This is a genomic window from Cellulomonas oligotrophica (assembly GCF_013409875.1).
GTDB classification, from domain to species: domain Bacteria; phylum Actinomycetota; class Actinomycetes; order Actinomycetales; family Cellulomonadaceae; genus Cellulomonas; species Cellulomonas oligotrophica.
Window position 1 is genome coordinate 2,290,427 of sequence record NZ_JACCBK010000001.1, and the last position, 19,599, is coordinate 2,310,025.

General features: G+C 75.5%; 20 protein-coding genes. 12 read left to right on the forward strand and 8 right to left on the reverse strand.

Features of this window, described 5'->3' with window-relative positions:
• The first annotated feature begins 12 nt into the window (after positions 1–12).
• From BKA21_RS10365 to BKA21_RS10375, 3 genes are all read left to right on the forward strand, one after another.
• A complete protein-coding gene (locus BKA21_RS10365; protein ID WP_308463961.1) occupies positions 13–2,601 on the forward strand; it encodes an ATP-binding protein in 2,589 nt (862 codons plus the stop codon).
• Positions 2,598–3,278 carry a response regulator gene (locus BKA21_RS10370; protein WP_140458120.1) on the forward strand — a complete coding sequence of 227 codons (681 nt, stop codon included), beginning with the start codon at positions 2,598–2,600 and terminating at the stop codon, positions 3,276–3,278. The genes BKA21_RS10365 and BKA21_RS10370 overlap by 4 nt, the downstream gene beginning before the upstream one ends.
• Positions 3,279–3,463: 185 nt before the next feature.
• Positions 3,464–5,725 carry a glycoside hydrolase family 9 protein gene (locus BKA21_RS10375; protein WP_140458121.1) on the forward strand — a complete coding sequence of 754 codons (2,262 nt, stop codon included), beginning with the start codon at positions 3,464–3,466 and terminating at the stop codon, positions 5,723–5,725.
• Positions 5,726–5,809: 84 nt separating this feature from the next.
• Here BKA21_RS10375 and BKA21_RS10380 read toward each other — a convergent pair whose 3' ends face one another.
• A complete protein-coding gene (locus BKA21_RS10380) occupies positions 5,810–6,505 on the reverse strand; it encodes a response regulator (protein ID WP_170208948.1) in 696 nt (231 codons plus the stop codon).
• Complete coding sequence (locus tag BKA21_RS20175) at positions 6,502–7,611, reverse strand: sensor histidine kinase (RefSeq protein WP_179625352.1); 1,110 nt, start codon at positions 7,609–7,611, stop codon at positions 6,502–6,504. The genes BKA21_RS10380 and BKA21_RS20175 overlap by 4 nt, the downstream gene beginning before the upstream one ends.
• Before the next feature lie 261 nt (positions 7,612–7,872).
• Here BKA21_RS20175 and BKA21_RS10390 point away from each other — a divergent pair, with 261 nt between their 5' ends.
• Both BKA21_RS10390 and BKA21_RS10395 read left to right on the forward strand, forming a co-directional pair.
• Positions 7,873–8,550, forward strand: coding sequence for an ABC transporter ATP-binding protein (locus tag BKA21_RS10390; protein ID WP_140458123.1), 678 nt, complete (start codon positions 7,873–7,875; stop codon positions 8,548–8,550).
• Complete coding sequence (locus BKA21_RS10395) at positions 8,547–9,848, forward strand: ABC transporter permease (RefSeq protein WP_140458124.1); 1,302 nt, start codon at positions 8,547–8,549, stop codon at positions 9,846–9,848. Before BKA21_RS10390 ends, BKA21_RS10395 begins: the two co-directional genes overlap by 4 nt.
• 138 nt (positions 9,849–9,986) lie before the next feature.
• Here BKA21_RS10395 and BKA21_RS10400 read toward each other — a convergent pair whose 3' ends face one another.
• The gene (locus BKA21_RS10400) at positions 9,987–10,910 is read right to left on the reverse strand and encodes an NADP-dependent oxidoreductase (RefSeq protein WP_140458125.1); all 924 of its coding nucleotides are present in this window, start codon (positions 10,908–10,910) and stop codon (positions 9,987–9,989) included.
• 57 nt (positions 10,911–10,967) lie between these two features.
• Positions 10,968–11,435, reverse strand: coding sequence for a GyrI-like domain-containing protein (locus BKA21_RS10405; protein WP_140458126.1), 468 nt, complete (start codon positions 11,433–11,435; stop codon positions 10,968–10,970).
• Between the two features lie 182 nt (positions 11,436–11,617).
• Between BKA21_RS10405 and BKA21_RS10410 the strand changes: the two genes are divergently transcribed.
• On the forward strand, positions 11,618–11,983 hold the full coding sequence (locus BKA21_RS10410) for a VOC family protein (RefSeq protein ID WP_140458127.1): 366 nt from the start codon (positions 11,618–11,620) through the stop codon (positions 11,981–11,983).
• Here the strand turns inward: BKA21_RS10410 and BKA21_RS10415 are convergent.
• A complete protein-coding gene (locus tag BKA21_RS10415) occupies positions 11,956–12,570 on the reverse strand; it encodes a YdeI/OmpD-associated family protein (protein WP_140458128.1) in 615 nt (204 codons plus the stop codon). The two genes, BKA21_RS10410 and BKA21_RS10415, sit on opposite strands and share 28 nt — an antisense overlap.
• Positions 12,571–12,646: 76 nt before the next feature.
• Here BKA21_RS10415 and BKA21_RS10420 point away from each other — a divergent pair, with 76 nt between their 5' ends.
• The gene (locus tag BKA21_RS10420) at positions 12,647–13,039 is read left to right on the forward strand and encodes an arsenate-mycothiol transferase ArsC (RefSeq protein WP_140458129.1); all 393 of its coding nucleotides are present in this window, start codon (positions 12,647–12,649) and stop codon (positions 13,037–13,039) included.
• A 201-nt stretch (positions 13,040–13,240) separates the two neighbouring features.
• Here BKA21_RS10420 and BKA21_RS10425 read toward each other — a convergent pair whose 3' ends face one another.
• The 3 genes from BKA21_RS10425 to BKA21_RS10435 are packed head-to-tail and all read right to left on the reverse strand — an operon-like array spanning position 13,241 to position 14,925.
• Positions 13,241–13,486, reverse strand: coding sequence for a thioredoxin family protein (locus tag BKA21_RS10425; RefSeq protein WP_140458130.1), 246 nt, complete (start codon positions 13,484–13,486; stop codon positions 13,241–13,243).
• A 27-nt stretch (positions 13,487–13,513) separates the two neighbouring features.
• Positions 13,514–14,569, reverse strand: coding sequence for a permease (locus tag BKA21_RS10430; RefSeq protein WP_140458131.1), 1,056 nt, complete (start codon positions 14,567–14,569; stop codon positions 13,514–13,516).
• On the reverse strand, positions 14,566–14,925 hold the full coding sequence (locus BKA21_RS10435) for an ArsR/SmtB family transcription factor (protein ID WP_140458132.1): 360 nt from the start codon (positions 14,923–14,925) through the stop codon (positions 14,566–14,568). The genes BKA21_RS10430 and BKA21_RS10435 overlap by 4 nt, the downstream gene beginning before the upstream one ends.
• A gap of 110 nt (positions 14,926–15,035) precedes the next feature.
• Here BKA21_RS10435 and BKA21_RS10440 point away from each other — a divergent pair, with 110 nt between their 5' ends.
• From BKA21_RS10440 to BKA21_RS10460, 5 genes are all read left to right on the forward strand, one after another.
• Positions 15,036–15,902: an oxygenase MpaB family protein gene (locus BKA21_RS10440; RefSeq protein ID WP_140458133.1), complete on the forward strand. Its 867-nt coding sequence runs from the start codon at positions 15,036–15,038 to the stop codon at positions 15,900–15,902.
• A gap of 64 nt (positions 15,903–15,966) precedes the next feature.
• Positions 15,967–16,932 (forward strand): LLM class flavin-dependent oxidoreductase, encoded by a 966-nt coding sequence (locus BKA21_RS10445; protein ID WP_140458134.1) that lies wholly within the window; start codon positions 15,967–15,969, stop codon positions 16,930–16,932.
• 131 nt (positions 16,933–17,063) lie between these two features.
• On the forward strand, positions 17,064–17,396 hold the full coding sequence (gene trxA / locus BKA21_RS10450; RefSeq protein WP_140458135.1) for a thioredoxin: 333 nt from the start codon (positions 17,064–17,066) through the stop codon (positions 17,394–17,396).
• On the forward strand, positions 17,393–18,523 hold the full coding sequence (arsB, locus tag BKA21_RS10455) for an ACR3 family arsenite efflux transporter (RefSeq protein WP_140458136.1): 1,131 nt from the start codon (positions 17,393–17,395) through the stop codon (positions 18,521–18,523). Before trxA ends, arsB begins: the two co-directional genes overlap by 4 nt.
• A complete protein-coding gene (locus BKA21_RS10460; RefSeq protein ID WP_140458137.1) occupies positions 18,520–19,581 on the forward strand; it encodes a metalloregulator ArsR/SmtB family transcription factor in 1,062 nt (353 codons plus the stop codon). Before arsB ends, BKA21_RS10460 begins: the two co-directional genes overlap by 4 nt.
• The last annotated feature ends 18 nt before the right edge of the window (positions 19,582–19,599 follow it).

Below are 19,599 nucleotides of genomic sequence, written 5' to 3' on the forward strand. Positions count from 1 at the left end.
GGCGCCGGTCCCGTGCGAGGCGCGGCGACGACGGAGGAGGTCGGCTCGGTGCAGGCGGCGGCGCGCGGCGACGGGTCGTCCCCGCACGGGCGGCTGCGGGTGTACCTGGGGGCGGCGCCGGGCGTCGGCAAGACGTACGCGATGCTCGACGAGGGGCACCGGCGGGCCGAGCGGGGCGTCGACGTGGTGGTGGGGCTGGTCGAGACGCACGGCCGGGTGCACACGGCCGCGCTGCTGGAGGGCCTGGAGGTGGTGCCGCGGCGCACGGTCCTGCACCGCGGGGCGACGCTGACGGAGATGGACGTCGACGCGGTGCTGGCGCGGCGCCCGGCGCTGGTGCTGGTGGACGAGCTGGCGCACACCAACGCGCCGGGCTCGCGGCACGCCAAGCGGTGGCAGGACGTCGACGAGCTGCTGGCGGCGGGCGTGGACGTCGTGACGACGGTGAACGTGCAGCACCTGGAGTCGTTGAACGACGTGGTCGAGGCGATCACGGGGGTGCGCCAGCAGGAGACGGTGCCGGACGACGTGGTGCGTCGGGCGGACCAGATCGAGCTGGTCGACATGAGCCCGGAGTCGCTGCGGCGCCGGCTCGCGCACGGCAACGTGTACGCGGCGGAGAAGGTCGACGCGGCGCTGACGCAGTACTTCCGGGTCGGCAACCTCACGGCGCTGCGGGAGCTGGCGCTGCTGTGGACGGCGGACCGGGTGGACGAGGCGCTGGCCGCGTACCGGCGCGAGCAGGGCATCGACGAGGCGTGGCCGGCGCGCGAGCGCGTGGTGGTGGCAGTGACGGGCGGGCCGGAGACGGAGACGCTGGTGCGGCGTGGGGCCCGGATCGCCCAGCGCGGCAGCGGCGGGGAGCTGCTGGCGCTGCACGTGCTGCGCGGCGACGGGCTGACGGGCGTGGCGCCGGACTCGCTGGGCCGGCACCGGGCCCTGGTGGAGCAGCTGGGCGGGTCGTGGCACACGGTGCTCGGCGACGACGTGGCGCAGGCGGTGCTGGACTTCGCGCGCGGGGTGAACGCGACGCAGGTGCTGGTGGGGGCGACGCGGCGGCGGCGGGTCGCGGCGGCGCTGTCGCCGGGCATCACGGCGCGGGTGATCCAGGGCTCGGGCGACACGGACGTGCTGGTGGTGACGCACGAGGAGGCGGGCCGCGGGGTGCGGGGCCACGGGCCGCGCGGGGTGCTGTCGGTGCGGCGGGTGGCGCTGGCGTGGGCGCTGGCGGGGCTGGGTCCGCCGGTGCTGGCGGCGCTGCTGCGGGCGGCGGGCGGGATCGAGACGCTGCCGACGGTGCTCATGCTGTTCCTGGCCCTGACGGTGGGGGTGGCGCTGGTCGGCGGGCTGCGGCCGGCGCTGCTGAGCGCGGTGCTGGGCGGGCTGCTGGGCAACTTCCTGTTCGTGGCGCCGCTGCACACGCTGTCGATCGCGGAGCCGCGCAACGCCCTGGCGATCGCGGTGCTGCTGGCCGTGGCGGTGGGGGTGTCGACGGTCGTGGACCTCGCGGCGCGGCGCACCGTGGAGGCGGCCCGCGCCCGGGCGGAGGCGGACACGCTGACGGCGATCGCGGGGGCCGTGCTGACGGTGCCGGAGACGGTCCCGGCGGTGCTGGAGCAGCTGCGGGAGTCGCTGCGCCTGGACGGCGTGGCGCTCCTGGGCCGCTCCGGCGACGGGCGCCCGCCGGCGCGGTGGGAGCTGCGGGGCACGTCGGCGGGCGACGCCCCGACGGGTGCGGACGACGCGACGGCGACGGTGCCCGTGGACGACGACCTGCTGCTGGCGCTGCGCGGACGCACGCTGGCGCCGCAGGACGTGCGGTTCGTCGCCGCGGTGGGGCAGCAGCTGCGGGCCGTCGTCGAGCGCGACCGGCTGCGCTCGGAGGCGCGCCTGACCCGCGCGGAGCGCGAGCGCGGCGAGATGCGCACGGCCCTGCTCGCGGCGGTCTCGCACGACCTGCGCACCCCGCTCGCGGCGATCAAGGCCGGCGTGACGGCGCTGCGCAGCGTCGGCGACCGCATCTCCCCCGCCGACCGCGACGAGCTGCTCGCGGACGTCGACCACCAGAGCGACCGGCTGCAGCACCTGGTGGACAACCTGCTCGACATGAGCCGCCTCGACGCGGGCGCCCTGGCCGTGCACGCCGACCCCGTGACGCTCGACGAGGTGGTGCTGCGCGCGCTCGGGGCGGTGCCGGAGGGCGCCGTCGACGTCGACGTGCCCGAGGAGCTGCCGCTCGTGCACGCCGACGCGGGCCTGCTGGAGCGTGCGCTGGCCAACGTCGTGGAGAACGCCGTGCGGCACAGCCCGCCGGGTCGCCCCGTGCGCGTGGTGGCCCAGGAGGTGCCGGACGCCGTGGTGGTCCGCGTGGTCGACCACGGCCCCGGCGTGCCCGACGACCGCAAGGACCGCATGTTCGCCGCGTTCCAGCGGCTCGGCGACGCGCCCCGCGGGCACGGCCTGGGCCTGGGGCTGGCGGTCGCGCAGGGGTTCGTCCGCGCGAACGGCGGCGCCCTGGAGGCGGAGGACACCCCCGGCGGAGGCCTCACCATGGTGCTGACGCTCCCGCTGCCGGGGCGCGGACCGGGAGGTGGGGCGTGAGCACGCGAGTCCTCGTCGTCGACGACGAGCCCGCGCTGGCGCGTGCGCTGGCGGTGACGCTGCGCGCCCACCGGTACGAGGCGACGGTCGCGCACTCGGGCGCCACCGCCCTCGACGCGGTCGCGTCCTGGCGTCCCGACGTCGTGGTGCTCGACCTGGGCCTGCCCGACCTGGACGGCATGGACGTGCTGCGCACCGTCCGCTCCTGGTCGGGCGTTCCCGTGGTGGTGCTCTCGGCCCGGCAGACCAGCGACGACAAGGTCGAGGCCCTCGATGCGGGCGCCGACGACTACGTGACCAAGCCCTTCGGCATGGACGAGCTGCTGGCGCGGATCCGCGCCGCCGTGCGCCGCCGCCCCCAGGACGAGACCCCGCCCGTGGTGGCCACCTCGGCGTTCACGGTCGACCTGGGCCGGCACGTCGTCACCACCGCCGACGGCACCGAGGTGCGCCTGACGCCCACCGAGTGGCACATGCTCGAGGTCCTCGCCCGGCACGCCGGCAAGGTCGTCGGCCGCCGCGAGCTGCTCACCGAGCTGCGCGGCCCCCACCTCGACGGCGAGTCCCACTACCTGCGCGTCTACATGGCCCAGCTGCGCCGCAAGCTCGAGCCCGACCCGGCCCACCCCCGCCACCTGCTCACCGAGCCGGGCCTGGGCTACCGCCTCCAGCCCTGACCCCTCCACGCGGGCGCCCTCGGCGGCAGCCGGCGGCGTCCTAATCGTTTCCGTCGCCGCGCAGGGGGTCGGGGCGACGGGTGGTCGTCCTAGGGTGCTGGGAGCGGTGCCGCAGCGGCTCGACCCAGCGTCGGGCGGCCGTTGCCGGGCGCCGCCGCCTCGTCCGCTCCCACCCGAGGACTGCCATGTCTCCGATCACCCCACGGCGTGCCGTGCGCCGCGGCTGGGCCGCCGGTCTCGCGGTCGCCACCGCCCTCACCGTGGCGGGCGTCGGCGCGCCCGCCGCCGTCGCGGCGCCCGACCCGGGCACCGCGGTCAAGGTCAACCAGGTCGCGTACGTGCCGGGCGTCGCCAAGGTCGCGACGCTCGTGAGCTCGTCGACCACGCCCGTGGCGTGGACGCTGCGCGACGCGGCGGGCCGGACCGTCGCCGAGGGGACGACCACGGTGCAGGGGGCGGACGCGCTGTCCGGCGACCGCACGCACCGGGTCGACTTCTCGGCGTACGACACCCCCGGCACGGGGTACGTGCTGTCGGCGGGCGGGGCGAGCAGCCTGCCGTTCGACATCTCGGCGGACCCGCTGGAGCGGCTGAAGGCCGACTCGCTGGCGTTCTTCTACCACCAGCGCTCGGGCATCGCGATCGAGTCCCGGTACGTCGGCAGCACGTACGCGCGGGCGGCCGGGCACCTGGGTGTCGCGCCGAACCAGGGCGACACGAGCGTGCCGTGCCGCACGTCCTGCGGGTACAGCCTGGACGTGCGCGGCGGCTGGTACGACGCCGGCGACCACGGCAAGTACGTCGTCAACGGCGGCATCGCGACGTGGCAGCTGCAGAACGCGTACGAGCGGACCCTGCACGTGGCCGGGGCGGACCGTGCCGCGCTCGGCGACGGGACGGCCGCGATCCCGGAGCAGGCCAACGGGGTGCCGGACGTGCTGGACGAGGCCCGCTGGGAGCTGGAGTTCCTGCTGCGGATGCAGGTGCCCGCGGGGCGCACCGACGCCGGCATGGTGCACCACAAGATGCACGACGAGAGCTGGACGGGCATCCCGACGATCCCGGCCCAGGACGCGCAGCGCCGCGTGCTGGCGCCCGTCAGCACGGCCGCGACGCTCAACATGGCGGCCGTGGCCGCGCAGGCGTCGCGCCTGTGGGCGACGTACGACCCGGCGTTCTCGACCCGGGCGCTGGCCGCCGCGCGCACCGCGTACGCCGCGGCGAAGGCCAACCCGAACCGGATCGCGTCCGACACCGACGGCACGGGCGGCGGTGCGTACGGCGACAAGACCGTGACCGACGAGTTCTACTGGGCCGCGGCCGAGCTGTACGCGACGACCGGCGAGGCCGGGTACCGCGCCGACGTCACGGGGTCGTCGTTCTACCGGGGCACGAGCTTCACCGAGCGCGGCTACGACTGGGGCTGGACCGGCGGGCTCGGCGACACGACGCTGGCCCTCGTCCCGACGGGCCTGCCCGCCGCCGACGTCACCGCGACCCGTGCCGCGATCGTGCGGTTCGCGGACGCGGCGCTCGCCCGGCTGGCGACGCAGGCGTACCCGGCGCCCAACAACGCCGGCAACGTCTACTACTGGGGCTCCAACGGCCAGGTCGCGAACAACGCGAACGTGCTGGCCCTCGCGCACGACTTCACCGGTGAGGCCAAGTACCGGACCGCGGTGTTCGGCGCGCTCGACTACTTCCAGGGCCGCAACCCGCTGAACCAGTCGTACGTCGCGGGCTACGGCGAGAAGGCCGTGCGCAACGTGCACCACCGGTTCTGGGCCAACCAGGCCGACGCGTCGCTGCCGACCGCCCCGCCCGGGTCGTTCTCCGGCGGCCCCAACAGCGAGCTGCAGGACCCGCTGGCGGCGTCCCAGCTGGCCGGGTGCGCGGCGCAGAAGTGCTTCGTCGACCACATCGAGGCGTACTCGGTCAACGAGGTCGCGATCAACTGGAACTCGGCGCTCGTGTGGCTGACCGCATGGGCCGCCGAGCAGGCGGGCGGCACGACGCCCACCCCCACGCCCACGCCGACCCCGACGGTCACGCCCACCCCGACGCCGACGCCCACGCCCAGCCCCACGCCCACGCCCAGCCCCACGGCTACCCCGACGCCCACGCCGACGTCGTCCGCGGCCTGCAAGGTCACGTACACGGCCAGCTCGTGGACGTCCGGCTTCACCGCCGCGGTCACCGTGACCAACACGGGCAGCACGGCGTGGTCGTCGTGGCGGCTCGGCTTCACGTTCCCGGGCGACCAGCAGGTCACCCAGGGCTGGAGCGCGACGTGGGCCCAGACGGGCAAGGCCGTGACCGCGACGAGCGCCGCGTGGAACGGTGCGCTGGCACCGGGCGGGTCGACGACGATCGGGTTCAACGGCTCGTACAGCGGCACGAACGCCGCGCCGACCGTGTTCACCGTGAACGGCTCGACCTGCTCCTGAGCGGTGCCCGCCCGGCGCACGCCCGGGCCTGACGACGGCCGCCGGTCCCCGTGACCGGCGGCCGTCGCCGCGCGCGGGCCCCGGTCAGCGGGGGTCGGCGCGGACCAGGGCGTTCTCGTAGGCGGCGATGACGAGCTGGGCGCGGTCGTGGGCGCCGAGCTTGGCCATGATGCGGTTCACGTGCGTCTTGGCGGTGTGCGGGGAGATGACGAGGCGGTCGGCGACCTCCGCGTTGGACAGGCCGGTGCCGACGAGGGTGAGCACCTCGACCTCCCGCTCGGTCAGCTCGGCGAGGTCGGGGTGCGGCGCGGCGGACGTCGCGGCCACGGGCAGCACGTACCGGTCGATCAGGGCCCGGGTGGCGGTGGGCGAGAGCAGGGCGTCGCCGCGGTGCACGGCACGCACGGCCGCGACGATGTCGGCCGGCTCGGCGCCCTTGCCGATGAAACCGCTGGCCCCTGCGCGCAGGGCGCCGACGACGTACTGGTCCTCCTCGAAGGTCGTCAGCACCAGCACGCGCACGGCGGCGAGCGCGTGGTCGGCGCAGATGCTGCGGGTCGCGGCGATCCCGTCGACGCCGGGCATGCGGATGTCCATGAGCACGACGTCGGGGCGCAGCCGCCCCGCGAGCGCGACGGCCTCGCGCCCGTCGACGGCCTGGCCGACGAGCTCGAGGCCGTCGGCGTAGGTGACGAGGTCGGCGATGGCGGCGCGGATGAGGGCCTGGTCGTCGGCGACGAGCACCCGCACGGGCGTCGTCGCGGCGGGGTCGGTGCTCACGTCGCGGGCTCCTCGACGTCGGAGGTGGCGGTGGGCAGGGTCGCCCGGACGGTCCAGGTGCCGCTCGTGGGGCCGGCGGTGAGGGTGCCGCGCACGGACTCGACGCGTTCGGCCATGCCCAGCAGCCCGTGCCGGGTGCCGGGACCGGTGGTCTGCGGGGCGCAGGCGTTGGTGACGGTCACGGTCAGGGTCTGGTCGTGGTGCTGCAGGCGCACGTGGGCGTGCCGGTCGGCGCCGTGCTTGTGCGCGTTGGTCAGGGCCTCCTGCACCACGCGCAGGGCGACGACGTCGACGGCGCTGGGCAGGGCGTCGAGGTCGCCGTCGCGGCGCACCGTGACCTGCAGGCCGTCGGCGGCGAGCCCGCGGACCACGTCGTCGAGGTGCGCGAGGCCGACGGCGGCGGCGGCACCGGGCTCGCGGAGGGTGGCGAGCAGGTCGCCGATCTCGGACAGGACGGTCCGGGACGCCTGGCGGATCGTGGCCAGCGCGCGCTCCGCGTCGTCGGGGCGGGTGCGCACGGCGCCGGCGGCGACGCCGGCGTGCAGGTTGATGACGGCGATCTGGTGGGCGACGACGTCGTGCAGGTCGCGGGCGATCGCCAGCCGCTCCTCCGCGACGCGCTGGCGGGCGACGGCCTCGCGGGTGCGCTCGGCGCGCTCGGCCCGCTCGGTGACGGCGGCCATGGCGGCCTGCTGCGTGCGGATCGCGTCGCCGAGCGCCCCGCCGAGGCACACGACGAGCAGGAACTGCGGCCCCGCGACGCCCACGGCGAGCGCCAGGCCCGTGACGAGCAGGGCCACGCCGATCGTCAGCAGGGTGGCGGTGCGCCGGTCGGTGCGGGTGCTGACCACGTAGACGGCGACGGCGACGGCCGTGACGGTGCCGATGTTGTAGAGACCGAGCGGGACGGTCAGCACGGTGAGGCCGAGCAGCGCACCGAGGGCCGCACGAGGGTAGCGGCGGCTGAGCAGCAGCACCGCGATCGCGACGAGGTTGACGACGAGCACGTCGGGGCGCCACCGCGGCTCGACGTCGTGCCCCTTGGCGCCGGGCTCCAGGTTGCCCGACAGCACGATCACGGACGCGAGGAACACGTCGCCCGCCACCCGTCGCCACCGCACCGTCCGACCCCGCACCGCTCGTCCCCGCCCGTCGCCCACAGCACCTCCCCCGCGTCGCGACCAGCATCGCGCACGGGCGGCGGGCGGCACGTCCACCCCGCGCGGGAGCCGCCGTACCGCGACGGCGGTACGCGGGTGCGAGCCGTGGGGCGACGCGCCGGCCGGGCCCCGCGGGGGACGGTGGGGGACGTCGGCGACGGGCTGGCGACGGACGAGAGAACGAGGCACCCGGTGGACGGACCACTCATGAGCGTGCGCGGGCTGCGCAAGACCTACGGGTCGGGCAGCGGCGCCTTCGAGGCCCTGCGGGGCGTGGACCTGGACGTGGCGGCCGGGGAGTCGCTGGCGATCCTCGGCAAGAGCGGCTCGGGCAAGTCGACGCTCATGCACCTGCTGGCGCTGCTGGACCGGCCCACGGCGGGGTCGCTGACGCTGGAGGGCGTCGAGACGTCCCGGCTGCGGGTCAAGGAGGTCAACGCGACCCGCAACCGGGCGTTCGGGTTCGTGTTCCAGCAGTTCTTCCTCAACCCGCGGGCCAGCGTCCTCGACAACGTGGTGCTGCCGCTGACGATCGCGGGCGTGCCGCGGGGCGAGCGGCGCCGGCGCGGCATGGCGGCGCTCGCGCAGCTCGGCCTGGACGACAAGGCGTCGAACCGGGCCAACGACCTGTCGGGCGGGCAGAAGCAGCGCGTCGTCATCGCCCGGGCGCTCATCAACGAGCCCCGCGTGATCTTCGCCGACGAGCCCACGGGCAACCTCGACACCACGACGGGCGCGATGGTCGAGGACATCCTCTTCGGGCTCAACCGCGAGCGCGGCATCACCCTCGTGGTCGTCACGCACGACGAGGACCTCGCCGCGCGCTGCGACCGCAGCATCCAGATCCGCGACGGCCTGGTGGCCGGGGAGCAGGTGGCCGCATGAGGACCGTCGACGTGGTGACCCAGGCGGTCGCCGGCACGTTCCGGGCCAAGCTCCGCACGAGCCTGACGGTGCTGGCCATCTCGATCGGCGCGTTCACGCTGTCCCTGACGAACGGGGTCGGCACGGGCATCAACGCGTACATCGACGACACGGTGGCGTCGATCGGCGCGGACGACGTGCTGACGGTGACCCGGACGGTCGAGGCGAGCGCCCCGACGGACGGCCCCCAGGAGTACGACCCGGACGCGGCCGCGCAGGACCCGGGTGCGGGTGGCGACCCGTTCGCGGAGCAGGCCGACCCGTTGACCGAGGACGACCTGGCGACGATCGCGGACGTCGAGGGCGTCGAGCGGGTCGAGCCGACCCGCTCCGTGGGCGTCGACTACGTGCAGCACGACGACGGGACGCGCTACGAGCTGGCGCTGTCGCCGATCGTCGCGGGCATGCAGGTCGAGCTCGAGGCGGGCGACCAGGTCGACCTGGAGGGCTCCGAGCCGGAGGTGGTGCTGCCGGAGTCGTACGTGGAGCCGCTCGGGTTCGACGCGGCCGAGGACGCCGTCGGGGCGACGGTGACGCTCGCGGTGACGGACGCCGAGGGCACGCAGAGCACGGTCGACGCGACCGTGGTCGGGGTGGCGGCGCCCGGGCTGGTCTCTCTGACCGGCGCGGTGCCGAACGACGCGCTGACGCTCGCTCTGGCCGACCTGCAGCAGGTCGGCGTGCCGGACGACCAGGAGCCGACGTACGCGTCGGCCTCGGTGTGGTTCGACGCGACCGCGGGCGAGGAGCACGAGGCCGCGGTGGTCGAGGCGCTCGACGACGCGGGGTACACGGCCACGACGCTGGAGGACCAGCTCGGCACGTTCACGTCGGTGATCGACACGATCGTGCTGGTGCTCAACGGGTTCGCGATCATCGCGCTGGTGGCCGCGGGCATCGGGATCATCAACACGCTGTTCATGTCGGTGCAGGAGCGCACCCGTGAGATCGGCCTGATGAAGGCGATGGGCCTGGCCAGCGGGCGGGTGTTCGCGCTGTTCTCGCTGGAGGCGGTGACGATCGGCCTCGTCGGCAGCGCGGTCGGCGTGCTCGCGGCGATGGGCGCGGCGCAGGTCATCGGCGTGGCGCTGGCGGACTCCCTGCTGGCCGACCTGCCGGGCCTGACGCTCGTCGCGTTCGACCCGGTGTCCGTGGTCGCCGTGGTGGTCGGGGTGATGGCGATCGCGTTCCTCGCCGGCACCCTGCCCGCGCTGCGCGCGGCCCGCCAGGACCCGATCGAGTCCCTCCGCTACGAGTGACCGCCCGGCGCCGGCCGCACCCTCACCGGGGTGCGGCCGGCGGCAGCGCGGGGACTGGGCCGACTGTCGAGGTTCCGTCAGGGGTGTCGAACATCGAACACACCACCCGGAGGTCACCGAGCCCGCCCTCGGGCCGGGTCAGACCCTGACGACGACCTTGCCGCGGACGTGGCCGGTGGCGCTGGCGTCGTGGGCGGCGGCCGCGTCGGCGAGGTCGAAGACCTGCGCGACGTCGACACGCAGCCGGCCGGCGTCGGCGAGCTCGGCCAGGGCGGTGAGGTCGGCCGTCGAGGGGCGGACCCACACGTAGTGGCCGCCGAGCTCGTCGCGGGCGGCCGCGTCCGTGATCGACGCGACCGTGCCGCCGGTGGCCAGCAGCGCACGGGTGGTCGCGACCAGGTCGGGCGTGCCGTAGTCCAGCACGACGTCGACACCCTCGGGCGCCAGGGCCCGGACGCGCTCGACGAGGCCGTCGCCGTAGGTCACGGGCTCGGCGCCGAGGTCGCGCAGGTACGCGTGGTTGCCCTCGGACGCGGTGCCGATGACGCGGGCGCCGCGCGCGACGGCGATCTGCACGGCGAACTGCCCGACGCCGCCGGCTGCGGCGTGCACGAGCACGGTCTGCCCGGCACGCACCCCGGTGCGCTCGATGCTCTGGTAGGCGGTGAGGCCCGCGAGCGGTACCGCCGCGGCCTCCTCGAACGTCAGGGAGGCGGGCTTGCGGGCGAGGGTGCGCACCGGCGCGGAGACGAGCTCGGCGAACGTGCCGCCCTGCACCCAGTCCTTGCGCACGTACCCGAACACCTCGTCGCCGACCTTCAGCTCGGGGGTGTCCAGGCCGACGCGCTCGACGACGCCGGCGACGTCCCAGCCCGGCACCACCGGGAACGTCACGTCCATGACCTGGTCGAGGTAGCCGGCGCGGATCTTCCAGTCGACGGGGTTGACCGACGCGGCGCGCACGCGCACGAGCACCGAGTCGGGGCCGACCTTGGGGGTGGGCTGCTCGGTGATCTCGAGGACGTCGCTGCCGCCGTAGCGGGAGTAGGTGATGGCTCGCATGCCAGGCGCAACCACGCCCGGGCGGTCCGGTGTTCCCTCCGGCCGCCCGGACCGCGGTCAGGAGCCGGTGCGCAGGGGCAGCACCAGCCGCGTGACGTTGGCGGACGGGTCGCCCCCGGGCGACGGCTCGGTCACGTACTCCTCCCAGAAGTCCCCGCGCCCGTCGACGCCGAGGGCGACGCGCTCCTGCTCGAGCCGCTCCCACGCGTCCGGCAGCCCGTCGTACGAGCCCGTGTGCGTGGCGACCAGCGCAGGCCCGCCAGCCACCTCCAGCACCGCGACCGTGCCTGACACCGCCCCGGTCGACGCACCACTCACGGGGAACCCTGCGGCGACCTGCACCACGTCCGTCGACATGGCCGGGTACCAGCCGATCGCAGGGCCGTCGAGCGTCCACCCCTCCTGAGCGGCCGCCCGCGCCACCGCGGGGTAGGCGGTGTCGAAGAAGGCGGGCAGCCCGTCCATCGGCACGCTCCCACGCACCGCCGCCAACCGCGTCGTCTCCAGCTCGACCTGATCTGCCATGTCGACCCCCTCCGTCTGCGGCGCGCACCCTGCGCCCCGTCACCGGTCCGACCAGTGCCGCACCCGCGACTCATCTTCCACCTGAGGAGCCGACCGGGGGCGCGGGCGTCGGTGGGCGTCGCTAGCGTCGTGCCGACGGCCCGGCGAGCCGCGCACGGGCCGACGACCGGAGGGGGCGTGCGATGGCGCACGGAGACATCACCCACATCGACATCCCGGTGGCGGACATGGCAGCCGCCACCCGCTTCTACGGCAGCCTGTTCGGCTGGCAGATCGCCGAGATGCCCGGCTTCGAGGGCTACCCCATGTGGCAGGCGCCCAACAAGATCAGCGGCGGGGGCCTGGCCCCGCGCAGCGAGGGGTTCACGCAGCCGCGCAGCTACGTGGAGGTCGACTCGATCGACGCGATCCTCGCGCAGGTGCGCGAGCTCGGCGGCACCGTGCTGCTGGAGCGCGAGCCCATCGACGAGACGAGCTGGTGGGCGGCCTTCGTCGACCCGGACGGCAACCACATCGGCCTCTACGAGTCGGCGCCCGCCGAGGGCTGAGCGCCGGCCACGAGGGCGGCGACCGCACGCTCGATGCGGCGCGCCCGCGTCTGCGCCGTCGCGGCCGTCACCACCGGGTGCAGCACGGAGTAGCGGGCCTGGCTGCTGAGCGCCGAGAAGGCCTCCCCCGCGGCGGGCACGGCCGCGAGCGCGGCCGCGAGGTCGTCGGGCACGGTCATCGTCGCCGAGCCCGCGTACGCACGGTCCCAGCGGCCGTCGGCGCGGGCCCGGTCGACCTCGCCCTGCCCGCGCGGGCGCATCCGGCCCTCGGCCACGAGGCGCGCGACGTGCTCCACGTTGCGCTGCGACCACATCGACCGCGCGCGCCGCGGCGTGAACCGCTGCAGGAACGTCGCGGCGTCGTGGCTGCGCTTCTGCCCGTCGATCCACCCGCTGCACAGCGCCTCGTCGAGCGCCTGCGCGTACGTCAGGCTCGTCGGCTCGACCGTGCCCTTCTTCGCCAGCACGAGCCACACCCCGTCCGAGGCGTCCTCGTGCGCATCGAGCCACGCCCGCCACGCGGCGACGTCGGCCACGACGAACGGCTCGACCGCCGCACCCTGCGCCCTGCCCCCGGAGCCCGTCATGAGGCCACCGTAGGGGCGGTGGCGGACACGGCCTGTCCTATGCTCGGCGCCGCCGGCACCAGACGAGGAGATCCGCGTGGCACCGACCGTCCTGTTCGTCTGCGTCCACAACGCGGGCCGCTCGCAGCTGGCCGCGGGCCTGGCCGCCGCCCACGCCGGTGACGACGTCCGCGTGCTGTCGGCGGGCACGGCGCCCGACGCCCGGGTCTCCCCCGAGGCGCTCGCGTCGCTGGCCGAGCTCGGGATCGACCGCAGCGACCAGGTGCCGACGCTCCTGACGCCGGAGACGATGGCCGCGGCGGACGTCGTCGTCGCCCTCAAGCCCGGCCTGGACCTGCCGGACCACCCGGACGTGCGCACCTGGCCGCTGCCCGACCCCGCGGGCTGGGACGTCGACGGCATCCGCCCCCTGCGCGACCACCTGCGGTCCCGCGTGGCCGAGCTCGTCGACGAGCTCCGCAGCCGCTGACGCCCGCGGCGGCAGCGCACTTCCTCCTGACCCAGGAAGGAACCGTCGCACGAGACGGGCCGCGCGACTCGTGAGAGCTGAGACGGCTCCTCGTCGTGACCCACAGCCCGGCGCGGGCGGTCGGACGCCCGCTCCTCAGGATCGACACCCGCCGACCGGAACGGGTGGCCTCGTGAGCCCCTCGGCGCAGGGGCTCACGACTCAGGCCGTGGTGCGGGCGGCGAGGAGCTCGGCGACCTGGGCGGTGGTGGGGACGCGCCCGGAGAGGACGACCTCGCCGTCGACGACCAGCGCGGGTGTGGACATGACGCCGTAGCCGGCGATGGCGCCGTAGTCGGTGACCTTCTCGACGGTCGCGGTGACGCCGAGGTCGGCGACGGCCTCGCGCGTCACGCGCTCGAGGTTGACGCAGTTCGCGCAGCCGGGCCCGAGGATCGCGATGTCCATGACAGCTCCTTCGTGGTGGGTGGTGGGTCAGACGCCGAGGACGGTGTTGAACAGGTAGCCGGTGGCGACGATGCCGGTGGCGACGACCGCGACGAACAGCGCGATCAGGCGGGATTTGAGCACCCGGCGCAGCAGGATCAGCTCGGGCAGGCTCAGCGCGACGACGGCCATCATGAACGCGAGCAGGGTGCCCATGGGCAGGCCCTTGTCGTGCAGGGCCTCGACGAGCGGCAGCACGCCCGCGGCGTTGGAGTACAGGGGCACGCCGATGGCGACGGCCACGAGCACGGCGAACGGGTTGTCGGCGCCGGCGTAGCGGGCGAAGAGGTCGTCGGGCGCCCAGCCGTGGATCGCCGCGCCCAGGCCGATGCCGACCAGCAGGTACGGCCAGATCTTGCGCAGGATGGTCTGGACCTCCTCGACACCCATCTGGATGCGGTCGTCCCAGGTCAGCCCGACGGCGGGGTCGACGGGGCGTCCGCCGAGGCGGGTCTCGAAGACGAACGGCTCGACCCACCGCTCGACGCGCATCCGCCCGAGGACGAGTCCGGCGACGACCGCGATCGTCAGCCCGGCGCCGACGTACAGGAGGGTGGGCCCGACGCCGAACAGCCCGAGCAGCAGCGCGATCGCGACCTCGTTGACCAGCGGGCTGGCGATGAGGAAGCTCATCGTCACGCCGATCGGCACACCGGCGGCCACGAACCCGATGAACGCGGGCACGGCGCTGCACGAGCAGAACGGGGTGACGACCCCGAGCCCGGCGGCCAGGACGTTCCCCAGCCCCTCGCGCCGCCCGCCGAGCATCGCGCGCGTGCGCTCCACGCTCATGAACGACCGCAGCACGGTCACCACGAAGATGATCCCGACGAGCAGCAGCGCGATCTTCACGGTGTCGTAGAAGAAGAAGTGCACGCCGGAGCCCACGCGCGTGCCCTCGTCGAGGCCGACGACGTCGAGCAGCAGCCAGTCCCAGAACGGCGCGTTGGCCGCGTACAGCCCGGTCCACACGGCGGCGGCGACGCCCAGCCCGACCCACCGGCGCGTAGGAGTGCGGGCGCGCAGGTGCTCGGCCAGGCTCATGGCGCCACCGCCCCACCGCCCGTCCCGCAGCCGCCGGACGACGCGGCCACGCCGAACCCGGGCAGCGCGGCCCGCAGGCGCGCGGTCGCGTCCTCGGCGAGCGCGTAGTCGACCCACCGGCCCCGCCGGCTCGTCGTGACCAGCCCGGCCTCGCGCAGCACGCGCAGGTGGTAGCTGAGCAGGTTGCCCGCAACGGTCACGTGCTCCTGGAGGTGGCAGACGCAGGCGGGCCCGGCCGCGAGGCGGTCCAGCACGGTCCACCGCACGGGGTCGGCGGCGGCCTGCAGCACCGCGAGCGCGTCCGCGGCACGCGCCGCGTCGCCCGCCGTCGTCTCAACCGCCGTCGACTCAACCATGGTTGAAGCGTCCGCCCGGCGGCGGCCCCCTCCCACGGACCTTCGTCCCCGGCACGCGGGCGCCGACCGCTCTCAGCGGGCGTTCAGGTGCCGATCCGTACGGTGTGCGCATGAGCCTGGTGACCCCGGTCCGGCAGTGGCGTGCGCGTGCGGGCACCGCGCTGTTCCTGCGGGTGGCGGGGCCGCACGGCATCCGCTCGCGCGAGCGGATCCACCACCGCCCGGGGCCGCGGTGGTTCGCGCCCGACGCGGCGATCCGTGAGGTGCACGGCGACGCGTCGATGTTCGTCGGCGGGCTGCGGTCGTTGCTGCTGCAGTCGCTGCACCCGGTGGCGATGACGGCGGTCGCGCAGCACTCGGGGTACCGGGCGGACCCGTGGGGCCGCCTGGCGCGCACGAGCACGTTCCTCGCGGTGACGGTGTTCGGCACGGCGGACGACGCGCAGGCCGCGGTGGACGCGGTCCGGACGATCCACGGGCGGGTCCGGGGCACGACGGACGACGGGGTGCCGTACGTGGCCGACGACCCGGACCTGCTGCGCTGGGTGCACGTCACGGAGATCGAGAGCTTCCTCGACGCGCACCGCCGCTGGGGTGCGCACCCGCTGACCCCGGCACGCGCGGACGAGTACGTGGCGCAGGCGGCGCAGATCGGCCGGGCGCTGGGCGCGACGGACGTCCCGGAGACCGTCGCGGACCTGGAGGCGACGATCGAGGGCTACCGGCCGGTGCTGCGCGCGACGCCCGCGGCCCTGGACGCCGCCCGGTTCCTGCTGCGCGAGCCCCCCGTGCCGGTGGCCCTGCGGGCCGGGTACTCCGCGCTCGCCGAGGCGGCGGTCGCGAGCCTGCCCGCCTGGGCGGTCACGGAGCTGGGCCTGCGCGTCCCGGGCCCGGTGCGCTCACGCGCGGCCCTGTGGGCGGGCGACGGCGCGACCCGCACGGTCCGCTGGCTCCTGGCGGGCCAGCCGACCGGCTGATCCTCCGGGCGCGTCCGCACCGTAGGGTCGGGGCGTCCGACCTGCATCGACGCCGGAGCGTGCCATGACCCGTCCTCTTGCCGTCGCGGCGCTCCTGCCGCGCGACCTGCCCGCCGACCAGGTGCTGCCGTTCGCGCGGCGCGCCGAGCAGCTCGGGTTCGACGAGCTGTGGGTCGTGGAGGACCTGGGGTTCCGCGGGGGCGTCGCGCAGGCGGCGGCCGTCCTCGCGGCGACGCAGCGGATCCGCGTCGGCATCGGGATCCTGCCGGCGGCGGTGCGCAACCCGGCGTTCGCGGCGATGGAGGTCGCGACGCTCGCGCAGCTGTTCCCCGGGCGGGTGGACGTGGGCGTCGGGCACGGGATGCCCGGGTGGATGCGCGCGGTCGGCGCGTGGCCGGCGCGGCCGCTGGGCCTGCTGGAGGAGCACCTGTCCGCCCTGGCCCCGCTGCTGCGCGGGGAGGCCGTGACGACGGAGGGCGCGGGAGGTCAGGGGCCGCTGACGGACGTGCGGCTGGACCCGTCGGCCGTGCCGGGCACCGCGCCCCGGCTGCTCGCGGGCGTGCGGGGGCCGCGCTCGCTGGCCATGTCCGGCCGCGTGGCGGACGGCACGGTGCTGGCCGAGCCGTGCGCACCGGAGTACGTGGCGGCGGCGCGGGCGCAGATCGGCGCGACCGGTCCGCACCGGCTCGTGGGGTACGACGTGGCGGCGGTCGACGACGACGCCGCGGCGGCGCTGGCGCGGGTGCGCCCCGCGCTGGCGTGGATCGGCGAGCCCGACTGGGCCCCGCACCTGGCGCCGGTGCCGTTCGGCGCGGAGCTGGCCGAGCTGCGTGCGGCGTGCGCGACGCGGGCGGAGTTCGCCGCTCGGATGCCGGACGCCTGGGTGGCGCACCTCTCGCTCGCCGGCACGCCGGCCGACGTCCGGGCCGCGATGGCCGCGCGTGCCGCCGCCGGTCTGGACGTATCGGTGCTGCTGCCCGCCGCCGGCGACCCGCTGGACGCCCTGGTCGAGCTCGCCCGCGCCCTCTGACGCCGGCCCCCGCAGCCCTGCGCCTCGAGCGGCGCAGGGCGGTGTTCACCTGACGTTCGCTTGATTCGATCATCGTCGATATAGAAGATTGTCGAATCACCAGCACGGCCCGCACGTCCGAGGAGAGCCCGATGCCCGTCACCGCCGTCACCGACGCGTCGTTCGACGCCGAGGTGCTGCAGTCCCCGGTCCCCGTCGTCGTCGACCACTGGGCCACGTGGTGCGGGCCCTGCCGCCAGGTCGCCCCGGTGCTCGACCAGCTCGCCGAGGAGTACGCCGGGCGCGTCCGGATCGTCAAGGTCGACGCCGACGCCAACCCCGAGGCCGTGACCGCCGCGGGGATCGTGTCCATCCCGACGCTCGGGTTCTACGTCGACGGCGCGCTCGTCCGCTCGGTGATCGGCGCCAGGCCGCGCCCGGCCATCGCCGCCGCCGGCGCGACCGCCGCGCAGGACCACGCGTGAGCGCACCGGTGCAGGTCGCAGAGCGCCGGCTGTCCACCCTCGACCGGTGGCTGCCCGTCTGGATCGGGGCGGCCATGGTCGCCGGCCTCGTGCTCGGCCGGTTCGTCCCGGCCCTCGGCGAGGCGCTGGCCGACCTCGAGGTCGGCGGGATCAGCGTCCCGATCGGCATCGGCCTGCTCGTGATGATGTACCCGGTGCTGGCCAAGGTGCGGTACGACCGGGTCGCCGCCGTCACCGGCGACCGCCGCCTGCTCGTCAGCTCGCTCGTGCTCAACTGGCTCGTCGGCCCCGCGCTGATGTTCGCGCTCGCCTGGGTCTTCCTGCCCGACCTGCCCGAGTACCGCACCGGGCTGATCATCGTGGGCCTGGCCCGCTGCATCGCGATGGTCGTCATCTGGAACGACCTGGCCTGCGGGGACCGCGAGGCCGCCGCCGTGCTCGTCGCGGTCAACTCCGTGTTCCAGGTCGTCGCGTTCTCGGTGCTCGGCTGGTTCTACCTCACCGTGCTGCCCGGCTGGCTGGGCCTGGACACGCAGGGCCTCGACGTCTCCGTCGGTCAGATCGCCGTCAACGTGCTGGTCTTCCTCGGGGTGCCGCTGGCCGCCGGGTTCGCGTCGCGGTGGGTCGGCGAGCGGGCCCGCGGGCGCGAGTGGTACGAGGAGGCCTTCGTGCCGCGGATCGGGCCGTGGGCCCTGTACGGGCTGCTGTTCACGATCGTCCTGCTGTTCGCGCTGCAGGGCGAGGCCGTCACGAGCAACCCGCTCGACGTCGTCCGGATCGCGCTGCCGCTGCTCGTGTACTTCGCCGTGATGTGGGGCGTCGGCATGGTCACCGGCCGCACGCTCGGGCTCGGGTACGCCCGGTCCACGACGCTCGCGTTCACGGCCGCCGGCAACAACTTCGAGCTCGCGATCGCCGTGGCCATCGGCACGTTCGGCGCCACGTCCGGGCAGGCCCTGGCCGGGGTCGTCGGACCGCTCATCGAGGTGCCCGTGCTCGTCGGGCTCGTCTACGTCTCGCTGCGGGTCGCGCGCCGCTGGTTCGCGACCGACCCCGACGCCGCCCCCGCCCCGGCACCGCTGCCGGACCCGGCGCGGACGGCCGACCCGGAGGAGGTCCGCGCATGAGCACCACCCTGCCGGTCACGACCGCGCCGGACCCGGCAGCCGCCGACGCGGCCTGCGGCCCCGCACCGTCGGCGCACGCGATGGGCGCCGAGGCGGCCGGGCAGGTCGCGGCCGTGCTCAAGGCCCTCGCCGACCCGCTGCGCCTGCGCATGCTCTCGTTCCTCACCACCAGCGCGAGCGGCGAGGCGTGCGTGTGCGACATCGCCACCGTCGCCGACGTCTCGCAGCCGACGGTCTCGCACCACCTCAAGGTGCTCAAGGACGTCGGCGTGCTCACCGGTGAGCGCCGCGGCACGTGGGTGTACTACCGCGTCGTCCCGGGCATGCGGACCGCGGTCACGGCGCTGCTGGAGCAGCTCGCCCCGGCCGCCGTCGCCGCCCACGGCCCGCAGCCGGTGCTGACCGGGCTCACCGACGTCGACACCACGCTGACCCGCGTCGCCGACGAGCTCGCCCCGCGGTTCGCGTCCCTCGACGCCGACCTCGTGCTGCGCACCGTCCGCGACTCGTACACGGCGCTCGCGCGCGGCGCCGGCGTGGGGGCTCACCTCGTCGTCACCGCCGAGCGGTTCGCCCGCCAGCGGCTCGCCGACCTCGAGCGCGCCGCCCGCACGCAGGCCGGCACGACCGACGACGTGCCGCAGGTGCTGTTCGTCTGCATCGCCAACGCCGGCCGGTCCCAGCTCGCCGCGGCGCTGCTGCGGCACCACGCGGGCGACCGGGTGATCGCCCGCTCCGCCGGCTCCACGCCCGCCGGGTCGGTCCACAGCACCGTCCAGCCGCTGCTGGCCGCGCTCGGGGTCGACGCCGACGAGGTCTTCCCCAAGCCGCTGACCGACGACGCCGTGCGGGCCGCGGACGTGGTCATCACCATGGGCTGCGGCGACACCTGCCCGGTGCTGCCCGGCAAGCGCTACGAGGACTGGGTCGTCGGCGACCCCGCCCTCGCCTCCGCCGAGGGCGCCGCCGCGATCCGCGACGACATCGACGCCCGCGTCCGCGCCCTCGTGGCCGACCTGCTGCCCGACCTGCGCACCACACCCGCCCCCCAGCCCTGACCCCGCCGACGCCCGACC

Excerpts from the sequence above, each read along its gene's own strand:
- BKA21_RS10375 (WP_140458121.1), top strand. The coding sequence starts at position 3,464 with ATGTCTCCGATCACCCCACGGCGTGCCGTGCGCCGCGGCTGGGCCGCC.
- BKA21_RS10390 (WP_140458123.1), top strand. The coding sequence starts at position 7,873 with ATGAGCGTGCGCGGGCTGCGCAAGACCTACGGGTCGGGCAGCGGCGCC.
- BKA21_RS10395 (WP_140458124.1), top strand. The coding sequence starts at position 8,547 with ATGAGGACCGTCGACGTGGTGACCCAGGCGGTCGCCGGCACGTTCCGG.
- BKA21_RS10400 (WP_140458125.1), bottom strand. The coding sequence starts at position 10,910 with ATGCGAGCCATCACCTACTCCCGCTACGGCGGCAGCGACGTCCTCGAG.
- BKA21_RS10405 (WP_140458126.1), bottom strand. The coding sequence starts at position 11,435 with ATGGCAGATCAGGTCGAGCTGGAGACGACGCGGTTGGCGGCGGTGCGT.
- BKA21_RS10410 (WP_140458127.1), top strand. The coding sequence starts at position 11,618 with ATGGCGCACGGAGACATCACCCACATCGACATCCCGGTGGCGGACATG.
- BKA21_RS10415 (WP_140458128.1), bottom strand. The coding sequence starts at position 12,570 with ATGACGGGCTCCGGGGGCAGGGCGCAGGGTGCGGCGGTCGAGCCGTTC.
- BKA21_RS10425 (WP_140458130.1), bottom strand. The coding sequence starts at position 13,486 with ATGGACATCGCGATCCTCGGGCCCGGCTGCGCGAACTGCGTCAACCTC.
- BKA21_RS10430 (WP_140458131.1), bottom strand. The coding sequence starts at position 14,569 with ATGAGCCTGGCCGAGCACCTGCGCGCCCGCACTCCTACGCGCCGGTGG.
- BKA21_RS10435 (WP_140458132.1), bottom strand. The coding sequence starts at position 14,925 with ATGGTTGAGTCGACGGCGGTTGAGACGACGGCGGGCGACGCGGCGCGT.
- BKA21_RS10440 (WP_140458133.1), top strand. The coding sequence starts at position 15,036 with ATGAGCCTGGTGACCCCGGTCCGGCAGTGGCGTGCGCGTGCGGGCACC.
- BKA21_RS10445 (WP_140458134.1), top strand. The coding sequence starts at position 15,967 with ATGACCCGTCCTCTTGCCGTCGCGGCGCTCCTGCCGCGCGACCTGCCC.
- trxA (WP_140458135.1), top strand. The coding sequence starts at position 17,064 with ATGCCCGTCACCGCCGTCACCGACGCGTCGTTCGACGCCGAGGTGCTG.
- BKA21_RS10460 (WP_140458137.1), top strand. The coding sequence starts at position 18,520 with ATGAGCACCACCCTGCCGGTCACGACCGCGCCGGACCCGGCAGCCGCC.